Source organism: Parvimonas micra (assembly GCF_037482165.1).
GTDB lineage: Bacteria > Bacillota > Clostridia > Tissierellales > Peptoniphilaceae > Parvimonas.
Genome location: NZ_CP148048.1, coordinates 1,112,553 through 1,124,907, shown reverse-complemented (window position 1 = coordinate 1,124,907; position 12,355 = coordinate 1,112,553). Strand labels below are relative to the sequence as shown.

At 27.4% G+C, this 12,355-nt stretch carries 15 protein-coding genes; 12 read left to right on the top strand and 3 right to left on the bottom strand.

Features of this window, described 5'->3' with window-relative positions:
- Positions 1-2 precede the first annotated feature (2 nt).
- From rpmA to WFJ11_RS05415, 8 genes are all read left to right on the top strand, one after another.
- Positions 3-281, top strand: a complete 279-nt coding sequence (gene rpmA / locus WFJ11_RS05450) for a 50S ribosomal protein L27 (RefSeq protein WP_004832215.1) — start codon at positions 3-5, stop codon at positions 279-281.
- Between the two features lie 79 nt (positions 282-360).
- Positions 361-1,686: a ribosome biogenesis GTPase Der gene (der, locus tag WFJ11_RS05445; RefSeq protein WP_338817090.1), complete on the top strand. Its 1,326-nt coding sequence runs from the start codon at positions 361-363 to the stop codon at positions 1,684-1,686.
- Positions 1,679-2,275 (top strand): glycerol-3-phosphate 1-O-acyltransferase PlsY, encoded by a 597-nt coding sequence (plsY, locus tag WFJ11_RS05440; RefSeq protein WP_338817089.1) that lies wholly within the window; start codon positions 1,679-1,681, stop codon positions 2,273-2,275. Before der ends, plsY begins: the two co-directional genes overlap by 8 nt.
- 202 nt (positions 2,276-2,477) lie before the next feature.
- Positions 2,478-2,816 carry a PadR family transcriptional regulator gene (locus tag WFJ11_RS05435; protein WP_313961053.1) on the top strand — a complete coding sequence of 113 codons (339 nt, stop codon included), beginning with the start codon at positions 2,478-2,480 and terminating at the stop codon, positions 2,814-2,816.
- A complete protein-coding gene (locus WFJ11_RS05430) occupies positions 2,800-3,351 on the top strand; it encodes a DUF2812 domain-containing protein (protein ID WP_338817088.1) in 552 nt (183 codons plus the stop codon). Before WFJ11_RS05435 ends, WFJ11_RS05430 begins: the two co-directional genes overlap by 17 nt.
- Before the next feature lie 110 nt (positions 3,352-3,461).
- Positions 3,462-4,649, top strand: coding sequence for an acetate kinase (locus WFJ11_RS05425; RefSeq protein WP_338817086.1), 1,188 nt, complete (start codon positions 3,462-3,464; stop codon positions 4,647-4,649).
- Between the two features lie 91 nt (positions 4,650-4,740).
- Positions 4,741-4,920 carry a 50S ribosomal protein L32 gene (rpmF, locus tag WFJ11_RS05420; RefSeq protein WP_004832204.1) on the top strand — a complete coding sequence of 60 codons (180 nt, stop codon included), beginning with the start codon at positions 4,741-4,743 and terminating at the stop codon, positions 4,918-4,920.
- 75 nt (positions 4,921-4,995) lie between these two features.
- The gene (locus WFJ11_RS05415; RefSeq protein WP_338817084.1) at positions 4,996-5,886 is read left to right on the top strand and encodes a M15 family metallopeptidase; all 891 of its coding nucleotides are present in this window, start codon (positions 4,996-4,998) and stop codon (positions 5,884-5,886) included.
- A gap of 154 nt (positions 5,887-6,040) precedes the next feature.
- On the opposite strand, the gene WFJ11_RS05410 is transcribed toward WFJ11_RS05415, so the two are convergent.
- The gene (locus WFJ11_RS05410) at positions 6,041-6,241 is read right to left on the bottom strand and encodes a hypothetical protein (RefSeq protein WP_338817083.1); all 201 of its coding nucleotides are present in this window, start codon (positions 6,239-6,241) and stop codon (positions 6,041-6,043) included.
- A 364-nt stretch (positions 6,242-6,605) separates the two neighbouring features.
- Here WFJ11_RS05410 and WFJ11_RS05405 point away from each other — a divergent pair, with 364 nt between their 5' ends.
- From WFJ11_RS05405 to WFJ11_RS05390, 4 genes are read left to right on the top strand one after another with little or no spacing between them, the layout of a single operon-like run.
- On the top strand, positions 6,606-7,622 hold the full coding sequence (locus WFJ11_RS05405; protein WP_338817082.1) for an iron ABC transporter permease: 1,017 nt from the start codon (positions 6,606-6,608) through the stop codon (positions 7,620-7,622).
- Entirely contained in the window at positions 7,609-8,400 is a 792-nt protein-coding gene (locus WFJ11_RS05400) for an ABC transporter ATP-binding protein (protein WP_338817081.1), read from the top strand. Before WFJ11_RS05405 ends, WFJ11_RS05400 begins: the two co-directional genes overlap by 14 nt.
- Positions 8,387-9,088, top strand: a complete 702-nt coding sequence (locus WFJ11_RS05395; protein WP_338817080.1) for a class I SAM-dependent methyltransferase — start codon at positions 8,387-8,389, stop codon at positions 9,086-9,088. Before WFJ11_RS05400 ends, WFJ11_RS05395 begins: the two co-directional genes overlap by 14 nt.
- Positions 9,085-10,158, top strand: coding sequence for an ABC transporter substrate-binding protein (locus WFJ11_RS05390; RefSeq protein WP_338817079.1), 1,074 nt, complete (start codon positions 9,085-9,087; stop codon positions 10,156-10,158). Before WFJ11_RS05395 ends, WFJ11_RS05390 begins: the two co-directional genes overlap by 4 nt.
- Positions 10,159-10,267: 109 nt before the next feature.
- On the opposite strand, the gene WFJ11_RS05385 is transcribed toward WFJ11_RS05390, so the two are convergent.
- Entirely contained in the window at positions 10,268-11,173 is a 906-nt protein-coding gene (locus tag WFJ11_RS05385; RefSeq protein ID WP_338817078.1) for a hypothetical protein, read from the bottom strand.
- Positions 11,174-11,191: 18 nt separating this feature from the next.
- Positions 11,192-12,286, bottom strand: coding sequence for a redox-regulated ATPase YchF (ychF, locus tag WFJ11_RS05380; RefSeq protein ID WP_293439139.1), 1,095 nt, complete (start codon positions 12,284-12,286; stop codon positions 11,192-11,194).
- Positions 12,287-12,355 lie beyond the last annotated feature (69 nt).

Here is a 12,355-nt window from a genome sequence, read left to right as displayed (position 1 = left end):
GTATGTTAAAAATTAATTTACAACTTTTTTCCAGTAAAAAAGGTTTAGGTAGTACTAAGAACGGTCGTGATAGTAGAGCTAAAAGATTAGGTACTAAAAGAGGGGATGGACAATTCGTTCTTGCAGGAAATATTTTAGTTAGACAACGTGGAACAAAAATACACCCAGGAGTAAATGTTGGTAAGGGTGGAGATGATACACTTTTTGCTAAAGTTTCTGGTGTTGTAAGATTTGAAAGAAAAGGTAGAGATAAAAAACAAGTTTCTATTTATCCAGTATAATAATGAGCTCCTTTGTAGGAGCTTATTTTTTTAAATAACAAAATATGTTAAAATATATTAAGAAAGTGGAGGTGAATTTATGGAAAGACCTTTAGTTTGTGTAGTTGGACGACCAAATGTTGGGAAATCAACACTTTTTAATAAACTTATAAATAAAAGAATTGCTATTACTGAAGATACTCCCGGTGTTACGAGAGATAGATTATATCAAGATGCTGAATGGCAAAATAAACATTTTATTCTTTGCGATACAGGAGGACTTGAGCCTAATAGTGATGATATTATTTTACAAAAAATTAAAGCTCAAGCTGATGTTGCAATGGAAAATGCTGATGTAATTTTATTTGTAGTGGATGGGAAAAGTGGCTTAATGGATGAAGATAGAGAAATTTCAAACTATTTGAGAAGAACTAAAAAGCCAGTTGTTCTAGCTGTAAATAAAGTTGATACTCATAAAATGCCTGCAGAAGTTTATGAGTTTTATGAGCTTGGTTTTGAAAATTTGAATATTATATCTGCGACTCAAGGTTTTGGACTTGGAGATTTGCTTGATGAAATTATAAAAGAATTTCCTGAAAATAAATATACAGGGGAAGAAGATGAAGTAACAAAAATTGCATTAATTGGGAAACCTAATGTAGGTAAGAGCTCTTTAATGAATAGAATTCTTGGGGAAGAAAGAATGATTGTTTCTGATATTGCCGGAACTACAAGAGATTCTATAGATTCTAGAGTTGAAATTGATGGAAAAACTTACATTTTCACTGATACTGCTGGGCTAAGAAGAAAAAAGAATATAACTGAAAACTTGGAAAGATATAGTGTAGTAAGAACTTTAAATGCAGTTGAAAGATCAGATATTGCAATTCTTTTGATTGATGCTACAGAAGGTGTTACGGAACAGGATACAAAAGTTATTGGTTTTGCTAAAGAACAAAATAAATCTTTAATCATCGCAGTTAATAAATGGGATTTAATCGTTAAAGATAATAAAACTTATAAAGCTTTTGAAGATGATATAAGAACTAAATTAAGCTTTGTTCCGTATGCACAACTTGTTTTTATTTCAGTTAAAACAGGGCAAAGAATTGATAAATTATTTGACGCTATAAGAATTGCAGATGAAAATTATAGTACAAGAATTTCAACTGGGATTTTAAATGATATTATAAATGATGCAGTTGTTCATAATTCACCACCTACTGATAAAGGACAAAGACTAAAAATATTTTATGCAAGTCAAGTTTCGGTTAGACCACCGAAGTTTGTAATATTTGTTAATAAAGTGGAGTTGATGCATTTTTCATATTTGAGATATTTAGAAAATCAAATTAGAAAGAATTTTTCATTTACTTCTTCTCCTATAGTTTTTGAACTTAGAGCAAGGGGAGAAGAAAATGTTTAATTTTATATTTTGTATAATTATTGCTTATTTTTTAGGTAATATATCTGGTGGAATGATTTTTGGAAAGTTGTTATTTAATAAAGATATTAGAGATTATGGAAGTAAAAATGCGGGAACGACGAATGCATTAAGAGTCTTTGGAATTAAGGCAGGAGCTCTAACATTTATTGTTGACCTTTTAAAATCAATTTTAGCTTGTTTTATAGGAATGAAGCTATTAGGATTAAATGGTGTTCTATTAGCTGGAATTTTTGTGGTTATAGGGCATAATTGGCCTGTGTTTTTGAATTTTAAAGGTGGAAAGGGTATTGCATCCTCTTTTGGATTTATTATATTTTTAGACTATAAAATTGCAATTGTAGCAATTATACTATTTATTACAATAGTTGTATTGACGAAATATATATCATTGGGGTCAATACTTACAACAACTTTAGTATTGCCAATATCATATATATTTTTTAAATATAGAAATATTTATGTTTTATTAACATTTTTTCTTTTAGCAAGTTTAAGTATATATAGACATAAAAGTAATATTGTAAGACTTATTAATGGTAATGAAAATAAAATAAATTTTAAAAAATAATATTATAGAAGGCAGAGATTAAAAAAATTTCTGCTTTTTTTATTGTGAAACAACAAGAATCTCTTAATAAAATATCCTATTATTGCTGATTTTACTATATTTTACAAATAAAAAATTTTTTTATTAAAGTGTTGACAACTATTACTTTTTATGATATACTTTAATTACGATATATCATAAAACGTAATAGAAAGGAGAAATAATGGGAAGACAAACTAATAGTGGAGCTTTAACAGAATCTGTTTTTTATATTTTACTTCGTCTTCATAACCCAGCTCATGGATATGCTTTAATGAAAGATATTGCAGAGATGACTGATAATAGAGTAAATCTTGGAGCAGGAACACTTTATGGGGCATTAGACACACTACAAAAAAAGAACTGGATTAGACAGTTGGATAATGAACCTCAAGATAGAAAAATAGAATATATTATAACAGATACAGGAAAAAAATATTTTGAGTTAGAACTTATTCGTTTAGAAGAATTATTGAAAAATGCGAGAACAGTAAAGGAGAAAAACAATGAAAACAACAGTTAAAAAGACTTTTTTGGATATTTGTAAAGAAGAAGAATGGTTAAATGAACAAGGTGAAAGTGGACTTATGTTAATAGGATATAGCAATGGAAATTATGAGTTTGAAGATGTTTCACCAGCTAAGTATCAATATAAAATTGATATTCCAAACTATCATGGAGACAAGAAAAAAGAGTATCTTAATTTTTTAGAACAAAGTGGAATTACTATAGTTGCAGAATATGCTGGAAGAGTATATATGCGAAAAAATAAAGCGCATGGACCATTGGAATTATATACAGAAAGTAAAGATATTAATAAGCAAATTAGAAAAAGATATTCAATGTTTATTTCTATTGGAGTTTCACAGTTTGCTATTGGAATTATGTTACTAATTTCAATGTTAAAATATATTAAAGAAAAAAATGCACCATTTTGGATAACTGCAATTTTCGGAACAATTTTTGTTATTTGTGGTACTGTATTTTTTATCATGGGAATTCTTAAGCAAAGAAAAAATACCATTAAAAAAGAAAAATTTGATATTTTCGAAGAATAATAGCTGGTGATTTTAGATTATAATAAAAAATTGTATTGACTTATTCAGCTCAAAATAGTAAAATATCTATGTATGTAAAATATGCTTTTTTAAAAATTAGGAGGAAATTAATGAAAATTTTAGTTATTAACTGTGGAAGTTCATCTTTAAAATATCAATTATTTGATATGACTGATGAAAGTGTATTATGTAAAGGATTAGTTGAAAGAATCGGAATAGAAGGTTCAAAATTAACTCACAAAGTTGGAAATGAAAAATTAGTTGTTGAAGAAGCAATGAAAGACCATACAGCAGCTATTAAACATGTATTTGATGCTTTAGTTCATGAAAAATATGGAGTTGTTAAGAGCTTAGATGAAGTTAATGCAATTGGACATAGAGTACTTCATGGTGGAGATAAATTAACAGCATCATGTATAATTGATGAAAATGTAAAAGCAAAAGTTAGAGAATTTATTAAATTTGGACCACTACATAACCCAGCAAATTTAATGGGTATTGAAGCTTGTGAAAGCTTAGTTCCTGGAAAACAAAATGTTGCAGTATTCGATACAGCATTCCATCAAACAATGCCAGCAAGAACATTTATGTATGCGATTCCTTATGAATACTATGAAGATTATAGACTTAGAAAATTTGGTTTCCATGGAACAAGCCATAGATATGTAACTTTAAGAACTGCTGAATTGTTAAATACAGATAAGAAAAACTTAAATATTATTACTGTTCACTTAGGAAATGGATCATCAATCGCTGCAATTAAAAACGGAGAATGTTATGATACAACAATGGGATTAACTCCGTTAGAAGGACTTGTAATGGGAACAAGAAGTGGAGATTTAGATCCTACAGTTATGACATTCTTAATGAATGAAAAAGGATATTCAGCTGATGAAATGAATCAAATTTTAAATAAAAAATCCGGAGTTCTTGGAGTTTCAGGATTAAGCTCAGACTTTAGAGATTTAGAAGAAGCAGCTGAAAAAGGAAATGAAAGAGCACAACTTGCTTTAGATATGTTTATCACAAGAGTAAGAAGATATGTTGGTGGATTTATGGCTGAATTAGGTCACGTAGATGCTATTTCATTTGCCGGTGGTATTGGAGAAAATTCAGCTTCAATGCGTAAATTAATATTAGAAAATATGGAAGAATATGGAATTATTATTGATGATGCTAAAAATGATACAAGAGAAGAAGCTGTTATTTCAGCTGATAATTCAAGAGTAAAAGTCCTAGTAGTTCCTACAAATGAAGAATTAATGATTGCAAGAGATACTATGAATTTAGTAAAATAATGTTGACAAATTAAATTTTTTGTAGTATAATACTTCTGTTATCCGTTTAAAACGGAGGTATATGTTATAAGAATTCAGAGGAGGTGTTATAATGGCAGTACCTAAGAGAAAAACTTCAAAAGCAAGAAGAGATAAGAGAAGAGCATCTTCATATAGACTACCTAAAGTGGCTCTAGTTAGAGATCCTGAAACTAATGAATTGGTTGTACCTCACAGAGTTAATCCTGACACAGGAATGTATAAAGGAAGAAAAGTATTAGATGTTGAATAAAAAGTAGTTTAAAGGGATTTAGATTTCTAAATCCCTTTAATTATGTATTAAGATATAATAAGATAGAGGGTAATTTTGAAAAAGACAAAAAGTAGAAGACTTATTTTTATAGTAGCAATTTTTGTATTAATTATTTCCTATGTAGTATTTTCATTATATACTAAAAATAAAAATAAAAAGTCGGAAATAGAAAAAGATTTACCTTATAATTTTGAAAATTTATCTTTGCCTGAAGTTACAGATTTTTCAGATATTTTAACAAATTATGCAAAAACTTTGGAAAAAACTCCTATTTATGAAAATGCAAATCTTTCTATTCAAAAAGGTAAAATTGATAAGGAAAAGTATCTTGAAGTTTATGGCTATAAAGATGGAGTAAGTAAAATAAAATATAATGATAATTTTTATTTTGTTAAGAGTAAAAATATTGAAGATGTATCCAAAGATAAAAATTTTAAAGTTATAAAGGGAATACTTTTAGTAAATACTGAATATGGATTGCCAAGTGATTTTAATCCACAAATGGATAAATTTGTTGAAAAGCAATTTGAATTAATGAAAGTAGATGCAAATAGAGAAAAAATAACTCTTAATTTATCTAAAGATTATGTAAGTTATGAAGAGCAAAAAGAAATTCATAAAAATGCACCAAAACCTGATGGAGCTGTTATTTATGCAATGTATGCTGCACCAGGGCATAATGAATCACAAATAGGACAAAGTTTAGATATAATTGGTAAAGATGAAGAAAAAAATTTAACAGAAGCATTTAAAGAAACTGAAGAATTTCACTGGCTTATAAAAAATGCTCATAAATATGGATTTATTCTTCGCTATCCTGAAAACAAGGAAGATATAACAAATTTTAAGTTTGCACCATGGCATTTTCGTTATGTTGGTGTAGAAAACGCAAATAAAATGTTAAAAAATAATATCACATTAGAAGAATTTTTTAGACTTGATTAAAATTCAATTAAGAAAATTATCAATTAAATATCAGAATTAAAAAATAGACAATTTAAAATATTGTCTATTTTTTTATTGTGAAACAACAAGGTTCCCGCGAACCTACCCGATGCGAAGCATCGTGGAAGTGTGGGGGTCTTATGTTAATTTGATTTTATCGAGCAAAAAACAAAAAATATATTGCATAAACAATAATTAAAGCCATAACTATTGAGCCGATTCTGGAATACCATTTATATTTTTCATAAGTTCCATTATTTTTCATAGTCGGTATAACATACTTCTTATAAATATATATATTTTGTACTATAAGAATAATAAGTAATATCCTAAAATGTAATTCTCTTGATATCATAATAGCACCTCCTATTTTTTATGCGATGTACTCCTTACAATAAGTATATTTGAAACTTTTATAACTGTCAAGCTTTTATGTGAAAAAGTTTGTTAATAGTTATGATATCTTATATCGATAGGAACGACAACTTTACACGATGTTTTGTATAGAGAGTGCCCAAGAACCTTGTTGCTTCGCAATAAAAATCAATTCATTAAAGGTTGTAAAAAAACAGTAAATCATCAAATTGTTTTACTATTTTTTTGTTTAAAATTTTGACTTTACTACATAGTTAGCCATAAACAAAGACTGAAATTCGTTGACTTTTTCATATTAATAATTTATAATTTATATAACGTTATATTTTTTGGAGAACATAGTTATGGTTGATAAAAAAGTAAGGATTAAGTTCTTATTTTTAGTGTTTTTTTTAGTTTTGGCTTTTATTTTTTCTTTTAGTATTGGTCGATATCCAATTAAATTTTTCGATGTAATAAAAGTGATAACAGATAGATTTTTTTATGGAATAGTTGATAATTCACCTGCAAGTACGGTGATTTGGAATATAAGGATTCCTCGTGTTTTATGTGCAATTTTAGTAGGAGCAGGAATTTCTACAAGTGGAGCATTATATCAAGGACTTTTAAAAAATCCTATGGTTAGTCCTGACATTTTAGGAACAACTCAAGCTGCTGCATTTGGTAGTGCATTTGGAATACTTATGTATTTTAATTTTTTTGAAATAACACTATTATCTTTTAGTTTAGGTATTATTTCAGTTTTTGTTACTTACACTTTAAGTAAAATTTTTAGAAGCGATAGAATTTTAGGGCTTATTTTAACTGGAATGATGATAGGAAGTTTATTTTCATCTTTAATTTCCTTTGTAAAACTTGTTGCTGATACAGAAAACCAATTGCCAAGCATAACATATTGGCTTATGGGTTCTTTGGCTTCTGTAAAAATGATAGACTTTAAATTTATCTTTTTCCCAATTGTAACAGGACTTATTGTATCTAATCTTTATAAAGTAGAAATAAATATTTTTACAATGGGTGAAGAAGAGGCTAAAACACTTGGACTTAATACTGAAAAAATAAGATTTATTATAATATTTTTTGCAACATTAATGACTGCTTCAAGTGTTGCGGTTACAGGTATAATAGGTTGGATTGGACTTGTAATACCACATTTTTCAAGACTTATTTTTGGGGATGATTATAGATTTGTAATTCCTGAATCTGGACTTTTAGGAGCTAGTTTTTTACTTGTCGTAGATATTTTATGTAGAAATATTACTACTTCTGAAATTCCAATAGGGATAGTTACTTCTTTTATCGGTGCTCCAATATTCTTGTATTTGATTTATAAAAAAGGTAGAGATTATGATAGAGGTTAAAAATTTAAATGTTTTTTATGGGAATAATGAAATACTAAAAGATATTGTGTTTTCATTAAATAAAGGAGAAATAATCTGCATTTTAGGAGAAAATGGAGCCGGAAAATCAACTTTATTAAAAGCACTTTTAAAACTTATTCCTATAAAAAATGGAAATGTAATTATTGATGATTTTGATTTAAAAGAATTAGATAGTAAAAAACTTTCAAGATTTATTTCATATATTCCACAAATTCATTTTCCAGCTTTTGACTATAAAGTTATTGATGTTATCTTAATGGGAAATTATTCTAAAAAAGATGGATTTTTCTATAAAACAACTAGGGAAGATTATGAAAAATCTGTTGAAATTTTAAAAACTTTAGGAATTTCTTATTTAAAAGATAAAAATTATAGACAAATTAGTGGTGGGGAAAGACAGCTTGTGTTAATTGCTAGAGCATTGTTACAAGCTAATAACTACATTTTTATGGATGAGCCGGTTGCAAACTTAGATTATGGCAATCAACTTAAGATAATGGAGATTTGTAATTCATTAAAGGAAAAAAATATAGGTTTTTTAATTACTACTCATAATCCAAATCATGCATTAACTTATGCAGATAAAATTTTGATTGTTAAAAAAAATAAGGAAAGTCATTTTGGAGATATTTCAATTTTAAATAAAGAAATTTTAGAAAAACTATATAATGTTCCTATAAATTTAATTGAAACTGAAAATGGAAAATTCTGTATTCCTAATTATAAGGAGGTTAGACAAGATTATGTTTTGGAATGAAGATAGAATAAAATGGTATTTAGTTGCTTCTGAATACACAAAATACCACGACAATATGACTTCAGAAATAAAGAAAATCATTCCAAAAGGAGAAAGTCTCGTTGATTTTGGTTGTGGATTAGGAATTTTACCGATGAAATTATCTAATCATTTCAGTGATATAGTTGGAGTTGATTATGATGAGCATGTTTTAAAACTTTTGGAACAAAGCATAGCTAAAAATAAAATTAAAAATTTTAAAACAATTTGCTCTGACTGCTATAATGGGGAACTTATAGAAAAAATAGGGAAGAGGGACAATATTTTATTCTCTCATTTTGGGAATATTGAAGATTATTTTTATAATTTTTATAATTTATTTTCTAAAAGAATGATTATAATTAGAAATGATATTGAAAATGAGATTGTACATAATCCAAATAAAAATACAATTCAGGATATTTGTAAATTTCTTGAAGAAAGAAAAGTTACTTATAAAATTTATAGACAAACTTTTGAATTTGGACAACCTTTAAAAGATAATGAAGAAGTTATGAAGTATTTAAAAAAATGGTATGGCGAAGAAGGAATTAATATGATATCTAATGTAAAAGATATAGATTATAGTTACAATGGAGAAGTTTTTACAAAATATTATTGTAAACCTAAAAACACAGCAATTGTGGTAGTAGAAAAGGAGGAAATATGAAAAAGTTTAAAAGAATTTTGGCGCTTTGTTTAACTTTTGGACTTCTTTTTACAGCTTGTTCAAAACCTGCAGAAAAGAAGGAAGAAAAACAACAAACAGAAACAAAAGAAGAAACAAGAGTTTTTAAAGATGACTTAGGCAGAGAAGTTACTTTAAAACAAAATATAACAAAAGTTGCACCATCAGGGAATCCCGCACAAGTAATGCTGCATATTTATGAGCCTAAAAAGCTGGTTGGAATTGCATCAAAATTTTCTCAAAGTACAGAAAAATACATTTCAGATGATTTAAAAAAATTGCCAGAATTTGGTGCTTTTTATGGCAAAAAGGCAAATCTGAATATGGAAGCTGTTATTAATGCTAAACCTGATGTAATAATTGATATGGGTGAAAAGAAAAAAGGAATTGAAGAAGACTTAAATAAGCTTCAAGAACAATTAAAAATTCCTGTGGTTTTTATAGAATTAACTCTTGATAAATTACCTGAAGCTTTTGAAAGACTTGCTGAAGTTCTAGGTAATAAAGAAAGAGGAAAAGAGCTTTCAGATTATATAAAGAAAACATATAAGGAAATTGAAGAAAATAAAGCGAAGATAAAAGATGTTAAGAAAGTTTACTATGGTGGAGGAAGAACAGGATTATTTGCGAATGCAAAAGGTTCTATTCATGCTGATATCATAGAATTCATAGGAGCAGAAAATGCAATTACTGTTGAAAAAGTTCAAGGTGGTTCAGGAAATGAAATTCCTTTTGAAAAATTATCAGAAGTAAATCCTGATTTCTTAATCTTTGAATCAAAAGAATTAGCTGATCAAATAAAAGGTGATTCAACTTTTAAAAATCTAAAAGCTGTAAAGGAAAATAAAGTTTTTTATGCACCTAGTGGACCTTATAACTTTTTTGGAAGACCTCCTGCAGCAAACAGAGTAATCGGAATGAAATGGCTTGGTAATTTAGTTTATCCTGATATATATAAATATGATATGGAAAAAGAAGTAAAAGAATTCTATAAATTATTTTACAATTATGAATTAAAAGATGAAGAAGTAAAAAGTATTTTAGGAAAATAACAAATATTATAAGAAAAGACTGTGTTCTAACACAGTCTTTTCTATTACATAATAATTTTATTATTGATTCACAAAATAGTAAGTATTGTAGAATAGTAAAGTAACAATACTATTTTGTAAAATTATCTTCTATAATTTGACCATTCTTCAAAGATAATAATATTTTACTATCATCAGGATATAAAATATTTATTACCATATCTGATAAAACTTTATTTATAAGATTTGATGAATATACAAAGTATTCACAGGATTTTTTCCATGTTTCTTGAGCTTTTTGAGTATCTTTGAATTTTAACATTTGGATAAGCCCTTCTTTTGCTTGACCTTTTAGTTTAACATTTATAGCATCTTGTTCTTCGTTATATTCGACATCTCCAGCTTGTTTTATTTCTTTTTGAAAGATTTCTATAAATTTAGATAAAGTTTCTTTTTTTGTTTGAGATTTAATTTTTTTTATTTCGTCAGCAGTTAAAACTTCAGAAGAAATTTTATCTTCTCCTTCAATCTTTTGTTCATTAATATTTAATTCTTCTTCTACTTTTGTAACTTCTCCATTTTTATAAATTAAAGCTACAGTATCAGGTTTTTCTGGATTTAAAAAGTATAATTTAACATTTGGAAATAAGTCATCTATTTCGCTTTTTTTAAGATTATCTCCAAGTGCTTTTAATTCTTCGTCAAGATTATCACTATTTAATGATTCAATTAATGATTGTTTCATTTCTCCAACAGCAAGAAGTGTTATTGCATCGGCATTTATATTATAATCTATTTTAAATTCATTCTCTGAATTTTCAGATAAAAATTCTATAAATTTAGATAAAATTTCTTTATGAACTTCTGCTTTTATCTTATTAGTTTCTCTTTCTTTAACTTTTTTAGTAATTTCGCTTTTTTGTTCTTCAGTAATTGTTGACTGAGCATTTTCTTTTTCTTTCGTATTTTCTTCATTCTTTCCACAGCCTACAATAGTTGTCAATACTAACAACATTAATAATAATTTTTTTCTCATATTTAATCCCCTTATTTATTATACATTGAATCTGAAGTAAACTACATCTCCATCTTGCATAATATATTCTTTTCCTTCAAGCCTTACAAGTCCTTTTTCTCTAGCTGCGACCATACTCCCAAGGGAAATTAAATCATCATAATTTACAATTTCAGCTCTGATAAAGCCCCTTTGAATATCTGAATGTATTTTTCCAGCTGCATTTACAGCATTTGTTCCAATTTTAATTGTCCAAGCTCTTGTTTCTTCCGGCCCTGCAGTTAAAAAGCTCATAAGTCCTAAAAGATTATAGCTCTCTTTTATTAACTTTGAAACACCGCTTTCAGAAATACCTAAATCGTTTAAAAATTCAATTTGTTCATCTTCTTCAAGTTCTGAAATTTCTTTTTCAATTTGTGCACTGATTACTACGATTCCAGAATTTTCTTTCTTGGCAAAATCATCAAGTACTTTTACATACTCATTATTTTTTCCTTCATCAAGCATATCATCTTCATTTACATTTGCTACATAAATAATAGGCTTAACACTTAAAAGAGAGAAGTTTTTTAAAATTGCTTTTTCACTATCATCAAAACTTAAAGATCTAATGGATTTTCCTTCTTCTAAAACAGGTAATATTTTTTCTAAAAGGTCAACTTCCTCTTTAAAACTTTTATTTCCCTTTAGTGATTTTCTGGCTTTTTCTAATCTCTTTTCAACGAGTTCAAGGTCTGATAGTATAAGTTCTAAATTTATTGTTTCAACATCTCTTAGAGGATTAACTTCTCCATCTACATGAACAATATTTTCGTCTTCAAAACATCTTATAACTTCAACAATAGCATCAACTTCTCTAATATGAGATAAGAATTTATTTCCTAGACCTTCGCCTTTACTAGCTCCTTTTACGAGACCGGCAATATCGTAAAATTCAATAACTGCAGGGATTGTCTTTTTTGAATTGTAAAGTTCTGTCAATTTATTTAATCTTTCATCAGGTACATTAACTAGACCTACATTAGGATCTATAGTACAGAAAGGGTAATTTGCTGATTCAGCTCCGGCTTTAGTAATTGCATTAAATAATGTACTTTTACCAACATTTGGTAGTCCAACTATTCCTAATTTCATTTATTATCTCCTTTATAAAAAATCTTTTTTATCTTAAAATACACAAGACATATTATATCATAATTCTTC